Origin of the sequence: Allosphingosinicella sp., assembly GCF_046295735.1 — a bacterium.
GTDB lineage: Bacteria > Pseudomonadota > Alphaproteobacteria > Sphingomonadales > Sphingomonadaceae > Allosphingosinicella.
In genome coordinates this window covers 149,837-163,151 of the sequence record NZ_JBKBMQ010000007.1, presented here as the reverse complement: position 1 = coordinate 163,151, position 13,315 = coordinate 149,837, and the positions used below count along the sequence as shown (strand labels likewise).

Annotated in this window: 13 protein-coding genes; 8 read left to right on the top strand and 5 right to left on the bottom strand. The window is 68.6% G+C overall.

Annotation, left to right across the window (positions count from 1 at the left end; genetic code table 11):
* Nucleotides 1-14: 14 nt before the first annotated feature.
* Both ACK4K7_RS08510 and ACK4K7_RS08505 read left to right on the top strand, forming a co-directional pair.
* Nucleotides 15-1,445 carry an amidohydrolase family protein gene (locus ACK4K7_RS08510; RefSeq protein WP_431865165.1) on the top strand — a complete coding sequence of 477 codons (1,431 nt, stop codon included), beginning with the start codon at nt 15-17 and terminating at the stop codon, nt 1,443-1,445.
* A 113-nt stretch (nt 1,446-1,558) separates the two neighbouring features.
* Entirely contained in the window at nt 1,559-2,317 is a 759-nt protein-coding gene (locus ACK4K7_RS08505) for a class I SAM-dependent methyltransferase (RefSeq protein WP_431865163.1), read from the top strand.
* A gap of 82 nt (nt 2,318-2,399) precedes the next feature.
* Here ACK4K7_RS08505 and ACK4K7_RS08500 read toward each other — a convergent pair whose 3' ends face one another.
* Together ACK4K7_RS08500 and ACK4K7_RS08495 are read right to left on the bottom strand one after the other, a co-directional pair.
* On the bottom strand, nt 2,400-4,496 hold the full coding sequence (locus tag ACK4K7_RS08500) for a TonB-dependent receptor domain-containing protein (protein WP_431865161.1): 2,097 nt from the start codon (nt 4,494-4,496) through the stop codon (nt 2,400-2,402).
* A gap of 150 nt (nt 4,497-4,646) precedes the next feature.
* Nucleotides 4,647-5,129 carry a tRNA (cytidine(34)-2'-O)-methyltransferase gene (locus ACK4K7_RS08495; protein WP_431865159.1) on the bottom strand — a complete coding sequence of 161 codons (483 nt, stop codon included), beginning with the start codon at nt 5,127-5,129 and terminating at the stop codon, nt 4,647-4,649.
* 202 nt (nt 5,130-5,331) lie between these two features.
* Here ACK4K7_RS08495 and petA point away from each other — a divergent pair, with 202 nt between their 5' ends.
* The 5 genes from petA to ACK4K7_RS08470 all read left to right on the top strand — a co-directional run bounded on the left by petA (nt 5,332) and on the right by ACK4K7_RS08470 (nt 9,103).
* On the top strand, nt 5,332-5,916 hold the full coding sequence (petA, locus tag ACK4K7_RS08490) for a ubiquinol-cytochrome c reductase iron-sulfur subunit (RefSeq protein WP_431865157.1): 585 nt from the start codon (nt 5,332-5,334) through the stop codon (nt 5,914-5,916).
* An 11-nt stretch (nt 5,917-5,927) separates the two neighbouring features.
* The gene (locus ACK4K7_RS08485) at nt 5,928-7,238 is read left to right on the top strand and encodes a cytochrome b (RefSeq protein ID WP_431865155.1); all 1,311 of its coding nucleotides are present in this window, start codon (nt 5,928-5,930) and stop codon (nt 7,236-7,238) included.
* 10 nt (nt 7,239-7,248) lie between these two features.
* Nucleotides 7,249-8,106, top strand: a complete 858-nt coding sequence (locus ACK4K7_RS08480; RefSeq protein WP_431865154.1) for a cytochrome c1 — start codon at nt 7,249-7,251, stop codon at nt 8,104-8,106.
* Between the two features lie 21 nt (nt 8,107-8,127).
* Nucleotides 8,128-8,667 carry an adenine phosphoribosyltransferase gene (locus tag ACK4K7_RS08475; RefSeq protein WP_431865152.1) on the top strand — a complete coding sequence of 180 codons (540 nt, stop codon included), beginning with the start codon at nt 8,128-8,130 and terminating at the stop codon, nt 8,665-8,667.
* Between the two features lie 259 nt (nt 8,668-8,926).
* Nucleotides 8,927-9,103, top strand: a complete 177-nt coding sequence (locus ACK4K7_RS08470) for a hypothetical protein (RefSeq protein WP_431865150.1) — start codon at nt 8,927-8,929, stop codon at nt 9,101-9,103.
* A 2-nt stretch (nt 9,104-9,105) separates the two neighbouring features.
* Here the strand turns inward: ACK4K7_RS08470 and ACK4K7_RS08465 are convergent, their stop codons facing one another.
* Together ACK4K7_RS08465 and ACK4K7_RS08460 are read right to left on the bottom strand one after the other, a co-directional pair.
* A complete protein-coding gene (locus ACK4K7_RS08465; RefSeq protein ID WP_431865148.1) occupies nt 9,106-10,464 on the bottom strand; it encodes a sensor histidine kinase in 1,359 nt (452 codons plus the stop codon).
* Nucleotides 10,461-11,183 carry a response regulator gene (locus ACK4K7_RS08460; RefSeq protein WP_431865146.1) on the bottom strand — a complete coding sequence of 241 codons (723 nt, stop codon included), beginning with the start codon at nt 11,181-11,183 and terminating at the stop codon, nt 10,461-10,463. The genes ACK4K7_RS08465 and ACK4K7_RS08460 overlap by 4 nt, the downstream gene beginning before the upstream one ends.
* Before the next feature lie 79 nt (nt 11,184-11,262).
* Between ACK4K7_RS08460 and ACK4K7_RS08455 the strand changes: the two genes are divergently transcribed.
* Nucleotides 11,263-12,123, top strand: coding sequence for an ATP-grasp domain-containing protein (locus ACK4K7_RS08455; protein WP_431865144.1), 861 nt, complete (start codon nt 11,263-11,265; stop codon nt 12,121-12,123).
* A 4-nt stretch (nt 12,124-12,127) separates the two neighbouring features.
* On the opposite strand, the gene ACK4K7_RS08450 is transcribed toward ACK4K7_RS08455, so the two are convergent.
* The gene (locus ACK4K7_RS08450) at nt 12,128-13,261 is read right to left on the bottom strand and encodes an N-acetyltransferase (RefSeq protein WP_431865143.1); all 1,134 of its coding nucleotides are present in this window, start codon (nt 13,259-13,261) and stop codon (nt 12,128-12,130) included.
* Nucleotides 13,262-13,315 lie beyond the last annotated feature (54 nt).

The following is a 13,315-nucleotide window of genomic DNA, read 5'->3' as shown; positions in this document are numbered from 1 at the left end:
AAAGGCCAGTGCCGATGACGTTCCGCCACGCAACGATCCTGCTCGCCGCGGCGCTCGGCGCCTGCAGCCATGTTCCCGCCGCGCCGGAGCGGCACGTCTATCACGGAATGACCCTCATCGATCCCGCGACACATACGGTCCGCCCGAACGGGTGGCTCGCGGTCGAGGGCACGCGCATCGCCGCGGTGGGGGAGGGGCGGCCGCCGGCCGGGCGCGGCACCGTCCTTCACGACCGCACCGGCCTCTTCGCCATGCCGGGCCTGATCGACAGTCACGCCCACGTGACGCTCGGCCCCACCGAACTGGCCGTCGTCGACGGCGCGCCCCGCCTGTCGACCCGCCCGCGGCCCGATATCGCGCGGCACAATGCCCGCCACCTGCTGTCGTTCGGCGTCACCACCATCCGCAACCCGGCCGGCGATCTCGCCGCCAACCGCGACTATTCCGCGCTTGTAGCGGCCGGCACGCTGGCGGGGCCGGAGGCGTTCCATGCCGGCGAAGTGATCGATCGCCCGCAATTCCCGTTCGACGGCCTGGTGACGCAGCCGGGCGAGGGGCGGTCGGTCGGCGACATCGTCCGAGCCCAGGCCGCGGGCGGCGCCGATTTCGTCAAATTCTACACCGACCTCACCGAGGCCGACCTGCGCGAGGGCGTGGCCGCCGCGCGCGCCGCCGGCCGGCCGACCATCGCCCATCTGTCCGACGTCAGCTGGACCACGGCGGCGCGGCTCGGCATCGGCTCGCTGGTCCACATGATGCCGATCAGCCCGGATCTGCTGCCAGCCGATCGCCGCGCCGCCTATGTTGCCGCGCGCCGCGGCGGCGCCTTCGCTTTCTTCGAATGGTGGGAAGCGGCCGACCTCGATTCGCCGGAGATCGCCGAAATGATCGACGCGCTGGTCCGCAACCGGGTGAACGTGGACGCGACGCTGATGGCCTTCCTTCCGGCCTTCTGGGGGGACCAGACGGAGGTGCGCGACCGCGACCTCGCGCTCGTCCACCCCGACATGGCGGCAAACTGGCGGAGCTTCCGCTTCGATCTTGGCTGGCAGCCCGACGATTACCGCCGCGCCCGCGCGGTGTGGCCGAAGATGCTGGAGCTGACCCGGCGCATGCACGAAGCGGGCGTGCCGATGACGATCGGAACCGATCTTGCCAATCCGTTCGTCGCGCCGGGCATATCGATGGCCCGCGAAATGGCGCTGCACCGGGAGGCCGGCATCCCGGCCTGGGCGGTGCTACGGATGGCGACGAGCGAAGGCGCCCGCCTGCTCGGCATCGCCGGACGGGTCGGGCGGCTTCATGCGGGCCAGGAGGCCGATATCCTCTTTCTGGGCGCCGATCCGTTGCAGGACATGATGGCGGTGGCCGACGTTCGCGGCGTCATCGTCAATGGCGCCGCCCTCGATCCGCTGGAGCTCCGCGCGGGCGAGGCGGGGCGGTAGCGCCTGGCGGCGGTACCGGCGGACCAGCGGGGTGGCGGCCGCGGATGATACAGGATATCCTGCCGGCGCCGCGCGGTCGTGCGGCCTCCAGACCCCTGAACGAGTGGATCCGCATGAAGAAGTCGGCGCTGTTCGCCTATATCGAGGAGTTGCAGGGCGGTGCGCCGTGGGGCCATGTCCTCGACGCCGGCACCGGAACTCATTCGATGGGCTGGATCCTCTCTCTGGCGACCGAGCGCTGGACGGCGGTCAGCGGCTCGTCCGCCCATGCGGCGCAAGTGCGCGCGCTGGCGGGTGCGCGGATGCGGGACGGGGACCGGCTGCTGGTCGGCAACTGGGCCGACCCCGCGCTGCTCGCGGGCGAGGCGTACGACACGGTGCTCGCCGATTATCTGCTCGGCGCAGTCGAAGGCTTCGCGCCTTATTTCCAGACGGAATTGTTCGCGCGGCTGCGGCCGCTGACGCGGGGGCGGCTCTATGTCACTGGGCTGGAGCCCTACGTGGTGGCGCCGCCGGAGGACGAAGCGGGGCAAATCGTCTGGGAGATCGGCCGCTTTCGCGACGCCTGCCTGACGCTCGCGGGCGAGCTCCACTATCGCGAATATCCGCTCGACTGGGTGCTCGCCCGGCTTGAACGCTCCGGCTTCCGGGTGGTCGCCGCGCGAAAGTTCAACATCCGCTACAAGGCCGCCTTCGTGAACAGCCAGATCGACATGTGCGGCCCGCGTCTCGACCGGCGCGCCAACCGCGGCCTCGCGGGCGCCCTGCGCTCCCATGGCGAGGAACTCCGCGGGCGTGCGCTCGCCTTCGTCGAGGCGCATGGCGGGCTGCGCCATGGTTTCGACTATGTGATCGCGGCCGATCCGATGTGAGCCGTGCCGATAAGGGAATTATCTCGATCAACGGGATACCGCCGCCGGCCTCGCAAGCCGGCGGCGGCCCCCCTGTTGACCATCAGAAGGTGGTGCGCAAGCCCACCACCAGGTTGCGGCCGCGCAGCGGCGCCGCTTCCTTGACGAAGGAGACGTGGTTGAAGGCGAGTTCGTTCAGCAGATTGGTGCCGCGCAGGAACAGCTCGCTCTGGCCGAACTGCCCGACGGGCAGGCGATAGGCGAGGGTCGCGTTCAGCATCGTGTAGCCCGGCGTCTCCGTCTCGAAGTCGGCGATCCGGTCCTGTTCGAACACGCGGTAGAGCTCGACATCGCCGAACAGCGGGCCGGAGCGGACGTCGAGCCGGGTGCCGAGCCGGCCGGCCGGGATCCGCGGCAGATCGTCGCCGCCGCCGGTAAAGCGGGCGCGGACATAGTCGCCGAACAGGCCGATGCCGATTTCCGGCGTAATCTGGTGGCGCACCATACCCTCGACGCCGGCGAAGCGGGCGTCCCGCTGGTCGTAGCGGATCAGGCGGAAATCCTCGAACCGGTCCAGCGTGTTGGCGAAGATGTAATCGTCGATATGGTTGCGGAACAGGCCGATCGAGAAGGTGGTCGGACCCTCGGTGCCGCGGAAGGTGAGATCGATCGAGTTGGCGGTCTCCTTGCGAAGGCCCGGATTGCCGATCTCGAAGGTGTTGGTGGCGAGGTGGACGCCGCGCGCGAACAGTTCCTGCCCGGTCGGCGCGCGCTGGGCGCGGGCGAGCGACAGAGCGGCGCTGTAGCCCGGCGCCAGCGTCAGGATGCCCGCGCCGGAGATGGAGAAGGGCGAATGGCGCGCCTCGCGATTGTTGGTCGCGGTGATGCGCTGCCACTCCTGCCGCGCGCCGATCTCGAGCCGGAGCGGCCCGGTCTCGAACGTCTCGAGCAGGAAGATGCCGGTGTTGCGGGTGACGTTTTCGGGGATGAACGCCTCGGGGCCGCTGGTGCGCAGCCGGTTGCGGCTGTTCTGGATGCCGATCACGCCGCGCATGCCGAAGATCGGCGCATGCTCGACCTCCAGCCGCATGTCGTGGCCGCGATTCTTGAAGCTGGTGACGGCCTCGTCCTCGTCATGATCGTGGCCGTGCCCATGGCCGTGACCATGTCCGTGGTCGTCGTGGTCGCCGCCGCCCTCGATCTCGTCGTGGCGATAGTCGGTGAAGCCGCCGCGCAGGCGGATGCGCTCGATCCCGGCGACGGGGTTGCGATATTCGCCGCGCACGTCGACGCGGTCGCTGCGCAGATTGATGAACACGTCCTCATGATCGTCCTCGTCATGATGGTCGTGGTCGTCATGGCCGTGCCCGTGGCCGCCGCAATGGAGGCGGGTGCCGTGCGGGTGGCAGCTCTCATAATCGTGGGAATGGCCGGGAACGCCGTAGCGGCTGCGCTGGTGCGTGTAGGCGATGCCGAAGAAACCGTCGGTACCGACCCAGGACGCGCCCACCGTGCCGGTGCGGGTGCGGTTGAACGTCCCGTCGACGCGGCGCTCGTCCCAATCGGGCACGCGGTAATCGTCGGCATTGCGGTAGACGCCCTCGGCGCGGAGCGCGAGCGGGCCGAGACCAACGGTGACGCCGCCCACCGCGGTGCGCTCGCGGTCGGAGGTGCCGGCGCGCAGCTCCGCAACGCCGTCGAAGCCGCCGATCGGCAGCGTCTCGGGGATCTTGGTGTCGAGCAGGTTCACCGCGCCCGAAATCGCGCCGCCGCCATAGAGCAGGGCGGCGGGGCCGCGCAGCACCTCGATGCGGCGCAGCAGAAGCGGTTCGGCGGCGATCGCGTGGTCGGGCGACACGTCGGACGCGTCCTGGATCTGCGCGCCGTCCGAAAGGATGCGGATGCGCGGCGAGGTCTGGCCGCGCACCACCGGGCGGGCGGCGCCGCCGCCGAAAGTGTCGGCGCGGATGCCCGGCTCGTTCGCCAGCGTTTCGCCGATCGTCGCCTGGCGTCGGTAGACGAGGTCCTCGCCGTCCAGCACCGTCACCGGGACCGCGACTTCCTCGACGGTTTGGCTGAGCGGGATGGCGGTGACGACGATCTCCTGCTGCTCGGCGCGGTTCTGGACCTGGGCGGCGAGGGGAGGGGCGGCAAGGGCGCCCACGGAGACGGCGGCGAGCAGCATCGTACGGGTGGTCATCAAAATCGGCTCCGATGGAGGGAATCCGCCTCCGGATATGTTGTATCATCTTTGCTGGCAACTCGTGTCGTCGTGCCAGACGCTCGCCTCGGCGGCTTCTCCGGCGAGTTACGTTATACTGTTGCACTCGCGCAACACCGTGAGAGTGGGTTATCGCACCTCCGGGGCCAGACTGCCGGTTGGCCAGAGGCGCGTCTGCCGCAATGCCTCTCCCAGCGCGATGCCGGCGGCGACGGCGATGTTGAGCGAGCGGGTGCCCGGCACTTGGGGAATGCGGACCCGCAGGTCGGCGCGGGCATGCGCCTCGGGCGGCGCGCCGCGGCTCTCGGAGCCCAGAAGCAGGATGTCGTCCGCCTCGAAGCATGCCTCCGGCAGGGGGAGGGCGCCCTGTGTGGTGAGCAGGACGATTCGGCCGGATCTTCCACGGGCCGCGGCTTCGAAGACGTCCCAGTCGGCATGGCGGGTCACGGCGGCGAGTTCCGCATAGTCCATGCCCGCGCGGCGCAACGCCCTATCGCCCCAAGGGAATCCGCAAGGCTCGACGATATCGACCGCGACGCCCAGGCAGGCGGCGAGGCGCAGGATCGTGCCGACATTGCCGGCCTGGTCGGGCTGGTGGAGGGCGATGCGCATGGCCGCGGCGATAGACCATGCGGCGAGCCGTGTCATAGCCCGGTCAAAATGGCTGTTGGCAAAGCGGCGTTCAGGCGTCTATCAGGCCCCGCAAGCCGCAGGGGGCTCCTCCGGCGGCAACGTGTTGGAAGCGCCGCTTCCCCGCCGAAAGCGGGTGAGAGGCGGTTTTTCGCACATCCGTTTCGAATCGCTGAAGGTGCATATGGCGACGGCTGATAATACGGAAAATGTGGGCGCGGACGGTGAGCTCGCCCACCATGGCGCGGACGGCGTCCGCCGGCGCGACTTCATCAACGTCGCGGCGGTGAGCTTCGCGGGGGTCGGCGCGCTGGCGGTGGTCTACCCGCTGGTGAACCAGATGAACCCCTCGGCCGACGTGCTCGCGCTCGCGTCCATCGACGTCGACATCTCTCAGATTCAGCCCGGCCAGGCGATCAAGACGATCTGGCGCAAGCAGCCGATCTTCATCCGCAACCTGACGCCGGCGGAAATCCAGGAGGCGAACGCCGTTCCGATCGGCCAGCTGCGCGACCCGGAGACGCTCGCCGACCGCACCGCGGAGGGCAAGGAGAACTGGCTGATCACGCTGGGCGTCTGCACCCATCTCGGCTGCGTCCCGCTCGGCGCCGCCGAAGGCGAGAATCGCGGCGAGTTCGGCGGCTATTTCTGCCCCTGCCACGGATCGCACTACGACACGGCCGGCCGCATCCGCAGGGGTCCGGCCCCGACCAATCTCGAAGTGCCGCAATATGAATTCCTGACCGACACGTCGGTCCGGATCGGCTGAGGTAGACCAAGATGAGCTTTCCCTGGGCTGAGCATTACACCCCCAAGCATCCGTTCATGCGCTGGATGGACGATCGGCTGCCGCTGCCGCGCCTCGTCTACAATGCGCTCGGGCCCGGCTATCCGGTGCCGCGCAACCTCAACTATTTCTGGAATTTCGGCGTCCTCGCCGGCACCGCCCTGGTGATCCAGATCATCACCGGCATCGTGCTGGCGATGCATTACGTCTCCTACGGCCCGGCGGCGTTCGACAGCGTCGAACATATCATGCGCAACGTGAACCAGGGCTGGTTCATCCGTTACGCCCACGCCAACGGCGCGAGCTTCTTCTTCGTGGCGATGTACATCCACATCTTCCGCAACCTCTATTACGGCTCCTACAAGGCGCCGCGCGAGATGGTGTGGATGATCGGTCTCGTCATCTTCCTGCTCGCGATGGCGACCGCCTTCATGGGCTACGTCCTTCCCTGGGGCCAGATGAGCTTCTGGGGCGCCAAGGTGATCACCGGCCTGTTCGGCGCCATTCCGTTCGTCGGCGATGCGCTGCAGACTTGGCTGCTCGGCGGCTTCGCGCCGGACAATCCGACGCTGACCCGCTTCTTCTCGCTCCACTATCTGCTGCCGTTCGTGATCCTGGGGGCCGTGTTCCTCCACATCTGGGCGCTGCACATCCCGGGTTCGGGCAACCCGACCGGCGTCGACGTCAAGTCGCCGCAGGACACGGTGCCTTTCCACCCCTATTACACGGCCAAGGACGGCTTCGGCCTGGGCATCTTCCTGATCGCCTTCGCGATCATGGTGTTCTTCGCGCCGAACTATCTGGGCCACGCCGACAATTACATCCCGGCCGACCCGCTGGCGACGCCGGCGCTGATCGTCCCGGAATGGTATTTCTGGCCCTTCTACGCGATCCTGCGCGCCTTCACCGTGGACTTCATCATCTCGGCGAAGCTGTGGGGCGTGATCGCGATGTTCGGCTCGATCATCCTGCTGTTCTTCCTGCCGTGGCTCGATCCCTCGCCGGTCCGTTCGGCCAACTACCGGCCGCGCTACCGCCAGTTCTTCTGGATCTGGGTGTTCGCGGTGCTGGTGCTCGGCTATTGCGGCGGCGCTCCGGCGGAAGAGCCCTATGTGATGATCAGCCAGATCGCCACGGCCTATTATTTCGCGCACTTCCTGATCATCCTGCCGATCCTGTCGCGGATCGAAAAGACGCTGCCGCTGCCCAGTTCCATCTCGGAATCGGTGCTGCACGGCGAGGACCAGGAAGCGGTTCCATTCGGACTTGAAAATGACGGCGCCGAGCCGAAGCCGGCCGCCTGAGGGGTAGATCATGGTACGTCTGATCGGCATTTTGGTCGGCCTGGGCTTCGTCGGCGTCGCCCTCTGGTCCTTCCTCTGGGGCTTAATCTCCTACGTGAGCGAGCCGCCGGAAAAGCCCGCTTATTACGCCTTCCACGAGCATCCCCGTTCGGCGAACCTGCCGAGCCAGGGACCGTTCGGGAAGTTCGACCGGCAGCAGCTGCAGCGCGGCTTCCAGGTCTATCGCGAGACCTGCGCCGCCTGCCACGGCATCAACTTCGTCGCCTTCCGCAATCTCGCCGACCTCGGGTACAACGAGGCCGAGATCCGCGCGATCGCCGCCAACTGGCCGGTGCAGGTGCCGGACATCGATCCCGACACGGGGGAGGCGACCGGCCGCGAGGCGATCCCGTCGGACCGCATCCCGAGCCCCTATCCCAACGAGATCGCGGCGCGCGCGGCCAACAACAACGCCGTTCCGCCCGATCTGTCGCTGATCGTCAAGGCGCGGCACGACGGTGTGAACTACACCTATTCGCTGCTCACCGGCTATCAGCAGCCGCCGGCCAACCTGCCGCCGGAAATCCAGCCGGGGCCGGGGCTCTATTACAATCCCTACTTCCACAGCGTGAACCTTGCGATGCCGCCGCCCCTCACCGCCGACGGTCAGGTCACCTATGCCGACGGCACGCCGGCGACGGTCGACCAGATGGCGCGCGACGTCAGCGCCTTCCTGCACTGGACCGCGGAGCCGTTCCTCGAGAACCGCCACCGCGCCGGCTTCGCCTCGCTCTTCTTCCTGCTGATCGGCACCGCGCTCGCCTACATGGCGTACCGCAACATCTGGGCCGACAAGAAGGGCAAGCGCAAAGGCAAGGCGGTCGCCTGACCGGAGACGCGGAGGATCGTCATGGCTGATCGCAATGACGACCTCCGCGCGCTCGTCCGCACTATTCCGGACTTTCCGAAACCCGGGATCCAGTTCCGCGACATCACGACGCTGCTGCTCGACGGCGCCGGCTTTCAGGCCACCGTCGAGCGGATGGCGGAGCGGATCGCGCCCGGCGCGAACCTTGTCGCTGCGATCGAGGCCCGCGGCTTCGTGGTCGGCGCGGCGCTGGCCGCGCGCCTCGGTCTCGGCCTTCTCCTCATCCGCAAGCACGGCAAGCTGCCCGGCGAGACGATCGCCGAGGAATATGCGCTGGAATATGGCACGGATCGGCTGGCGATGCATGTCGACGCCTGCGCCCCCGGCGCGCGCGTTCACCTGGTCGACGACCTGATCGCGACCGGCGGGACCACGATGGCCGCGGTGCGCCTGCTCCGCCGCGCCGGCGCCGAGGTCACCGGCGCGAGCTTCGTCATCGACCTGCCGGATCTCGGCGGGGCGGCCTTGATCGAAGCGGAGGGAATAACCGTCCACCGCCTGCTGAGCTTCGCCGGTCACTGATCCGGAGGGGCCGCGGCGCGCCGAGCGGAGCGGAGGCGGGCCAGGCGGCGAACGCTGATCCACCGGCCCGGCCCGCACCGCTGTCAGGGAGATGAGAGCGGATAGCGCCATTATGGAGGTTATTTCGCCTCTGTAAACACCCCGTTCAGGCGGGCCAGACTGCCCGTAATTTCATGGCTTTGATCTGGTTTAGGGGGCTATGCGACCGGGATCGCTATGCTTGCGCCTTCGGGGCGACTCGCGTCCGGGGGGACCAGCGTTGAACTATTACAGACTCTATGTGCTGAGCGGTCCCGGCGGGCGGTTCATCGATTTCGAGGAGATCGAGGCGGTCGACGACGTCGAGGCCGTGCGCCATGCCGAGGCCGCCGCGGCAGAGCGGCCGTGCGAATTGTGGTGCGGCAAGCGCAAGGTGAAGAGCTTCCTGCCCGCCTGATCTCACGCTTTCGGGAGGAACAGGCGCGCGGACAGGCCGCCCTCCGGCCGGTTCTCCAGCCTGAGCTCGCCGCCATGATTGAGCGCCACCGCGCGGGCGATGGTGAGGCCGAGGCCCGATCCGCCCGTCTCCCGGTTGCGCGAGGCCTCCAGCCGCTGGAATGGCTCCTGGACGCTCGCCAGCGCGGCCTCGGGTATGCCGGGTCCGCTGTCGGTCACGTCCACGATCACCCGATCCGCGGAGGCGCCGACCGCGACCCGCGCGGAGCCGGCATATTTCACCGCATTGTCGATGAGGTTGCGCACCGCGCGGCGAAGCAGATTGGGCCGGACGCAGGCGACCTGCCGTCCGCCGGACGCCAGCTCCACATCCTGGCCGAGCTCGCGATATTCCTCGACGAGCGCGTCGACCAGCGCCGATACGTCGATCGCGCGGGCGGGCTCGCGGGCGCGGCCGGAGCGGGCGAGCACGAGCGTGTCGTCCAGCATCGCCGTCATTTCCTCGATGGTGGCGATCATCTTCTGCCGCTCCTCCTCCGGCTCCATGCTTTCGGCGCGGATGCGGAGCGACGCGAGCGGCGTACGCAGATCGTGGCCGATCGCGCCCAGCATGCGGTCCTTCTCGTCCAGCATGGCGGTGACGCGGGCGTTCATCGCGTTGAAGCTTTCGATCGCGCGCTGGAGATCGGCGGGTCCGCGCGGCTCGACCTGCGGCGCGTCTCCGCGGCCCTCGAACCGGTCGGCGGCGGATGCGAGGTCGCGCAGCGGCCGGGCGAGCCGCGCTGCGATCATCACCATCGCGCCGAGCACGATGAGGTAGAGGAGCAAGGTGGCGCCCGCCAGCCGCGCGGCGAGCCAAGGATCGCGGCGCGGCGTGACCATCCGCGCGTTGAGCCACGATCTATCCTGCAGCTGAACCGACAGCATCAGCGTCTGGAGTTCGCGGCGCATACGGGAATCCGGGGGGCGGTTCTTGCCGCGGCCGAAGCGCGGTACCTCGTCGCTGACGGCCGCGCGCGCGTCCAGGATCGGGAGGCCGGCCTCGGCCGCGGCGGCGCGCAGCCGGTCCTCGAGTCGGCGGTCGCCCGCGCCGGCGGCGACCAGCGGCTCGGGTCCGATGCTGTAGCGGCTGCGACGGCGGCGCTCGCCGGCGAGCGCCGCGCGCTCTGCAGTCGGGGCGGCGGCGACATCCTGCGCGAATGTCACGAAGCGCCCGATCGCCGGTCCCTCGATCTGGGCGAGGCTGAGCCGCTGACGTTCGGTGAGGATCAGCGCGAAATTGACCGCCTGCGCGAACAGCAAGGCCGCGCCCATCAGCAGCGCGATCTGGCCGATCAGGCTTTCCGGCATCAGCCGCTTCACAGCCGCTTCACCTCCGCCGCCAACATATAGCCGCCGCCCCAGACCGTCTTGATGAGCTTGGGATCGGACGGGCTTTCCTCGATCTTCTTGCGCAGCCGGCTGATATGGTTGTCGATGCTGCGTTCGAACGCCGCCAGCTCGCGCCCCTGGCTGAAATCGAGCAGTTGCTCGCGGCTCAGCACGCGCCTGGGATGAGTCACGAAGGCATGGAGGATGTTGTACTCGCCGGTCGAAAGCGGGATGGCGACGCCGTCGCGATCGACCAGCTCGCGCTCGCCTGTCTTCAGGACCCAGGGACCGAAGGCGTAGCTCTCCGCCTCCGGCGCGCGCACTGGCTGGCCGGCGCCGTTGGAGGTGCGCCGGAGCACCGCCTTGATCCGCGCCAGCAGCTCGCGCGGGGAAAAGGGTTTGGTGACATAATCGTCGGCGCCGATCTCCAGCCCGACGATCCGGTCGGTCTCCTCGGCCCGCGCTGTGAGGAGGATGACGGGGGTGGCGGCGGTGGCGCGGATGAAGCCGGTCAGCGCCAGTCCGTCCTCGCCCGGCATCATGATGTCGAGCAGGACGAGGTCGAAGCCGTGGGCCGCCAGCAGCTGCCTCGCGGCCGCGGCATCGCCCGCCTTGCTCACCCGATAGCCGTTGCGGGAGAGATAGGAGGCGAGCGGCTCGCGGATGTCGCGCTCGTCGTCGACCAGCAGGATATGCGGTTCGTCGGCCATTGCGATCCCTCATAACGCCGAAGCGCGGAATTGCGACCCCGGGCTGGACCGCGGCGGCGCGTCTGCTATCGGCGCGCCGATGACGCGTATCTCCATCCTGACGCCCGATCCCGCCGACGCGGATTCCTTCGCCAGCCGCTGGCGCGACGTGCTCACCGGTTATGTGCCGCTGCTGGAAGCGGAAGGGCTGTCGGTGGAAAGCCGCAGCTGGACCGACGAGGATGCGACAGGCGCCGCCCTGGTCCTGCCGTTGCTCGCCTGGGGCTATCACAAGGCGCAGCGCGCCTGGGAGGCGCGGACGGCGCGCTGGCAGGCGGAGGGCACGGTGGTCGCCAATCCCGCCGCCGTGCTGCGCTGGAACGCCGACAAGGTCTATCTCGGTCGCCTGGAAGAGAAAGGCGCGCCGGTCGTGCCGACCCTGTTCGTCGACCGGCTGAGCGAGGGCGTCATGGCGGATGCGGCGGCGCGGTTCGGGACGGAACGGCTGGTCGCCAAGCCGCGCATGTCCGCCAGCGCTTGGCGCACGATCCGCTGGTCGCCGGGGCAGGGTGTGGAGGACGGCCCCGTCGGGCCGGCGATGATCCAGCCCTATCTCCCCAGCATCGAGAGCGCCGGCGAAGTGTCCCTGATCTATTTCGCCGGCGAATTCAGCCATGCCATCCGCAAGGTCCCGCAGCCGGGCGATTTCCGCGTCCAGCCGGAATATCGCGGCATCATATCCGGGCATCTGCCGGCCGACGATGAACGCGCGGCGGCGGAGGCGGTGCTCGCGGCGGTCGGCGAGCCGCTGCTCTACGCCCGGATCGACCTCGTCCGCGGCGCCGGCGATCGGCCGCTGCTGATCGAGGCGGAGCTGATCGAGCCCGATCTCTATATCGGCTTCGAGGAAGGGGCCGGGCGCCGCTTCGCGGCGGCCGTCGCCCAGGCGGCGAAGCGCTGACGTCCTAGAGCGGCTTTTCGTAGACGCGGTAGACCCGGTTCACATGGCTCTCGATCGCCTCGGCGATCGATTTCATGCCGATATTGTCTTCGAGAATCCAGCCGATCTCGCCGCGCTGCGTGCCCCAATTCGCCGTCGCGTCGCGGCGGATATATTCGATCATCATGAAGGCGAGCTGGCTTGCGAGGCGGGTGGCCTGCATCCGCCGCACCACCCCCATCAGCGGCACGCGCATGGTGCGCGTGTTCGGCTTGCGCAGGCGCCACAGCAGCTTCGCCCAGCCGAAGGGGAACAGGCGGCCGTCGAGATCGCGGATGAATTCGTTGACGTCCGGAAGCGTCATCATGAAGGCGACCGGCTCCCCGTCGACTTCGGCGATGCGGATCAGCTCCTCCCAGACCAGCGGCTTCAGCTTCTTCCCGCCATAAGCGATCTCGGCCGGGGTGAGCGGGATGAACCCCCAATTGTCCGACCATGCGTCGTTCAGGATGTTGAGGATGGTGGCCGCCTCCGCGTCGAACTTCTTCTTGTCGACGGTGCGGATGCGGATGCGCGGATTGCGCTCTCCCGACGCGACGATGCGCTGGATGAGCGGCGGCATCGGCCGGGAGACGTCCAGATCGTAGGTGAACAGGTCCTTGGCGCCGCGATAGCCCGCCGCTTCCACCCAGGCTTCATAGGCCGGGCTGTTGTGGCCCATCATCACCGTCGGCGGATGATCGTGGCCTTTGATGAGGAGGCCGGGCTCGTCCCAGATCGACAGCGAGAAGGGACCGAGCGCGCGCGTCATGCCCTTGGCCCGGAGCGAGTCCTCGGCCGCAGCGATCAGCGCCGCCGCCATTTCCGCGTCCTCCGCCTCCAGCATGCCCCACTGGCCGGTGCCGGCGCCCATATGCTGGAGCACCAGCTGGTCGACCTGCGCCGAGATCCGGCCGACGATCCGTCCGTCCCGCTCGGCGAGGAAAAGCTGCGCCTCGGCATGTTCGAACCAGGGATTGGTGCCGGGGTCGAGCAGGCCCTTCACTTCGCTGCGCAGCGGCGGCACCCAGTTCGGATCGCCGGCATTGATCCGGTAGGCGAGTTCGATGAAGGCGGTCTTGTCGGCGCCGGAGGCGACGGGGCGGACGGAGAGGGTCATGCCGGCCTCCCTAGCGCGCCGGGCCGTGGCTGTCACCGGAGGCGGAACGGCGCT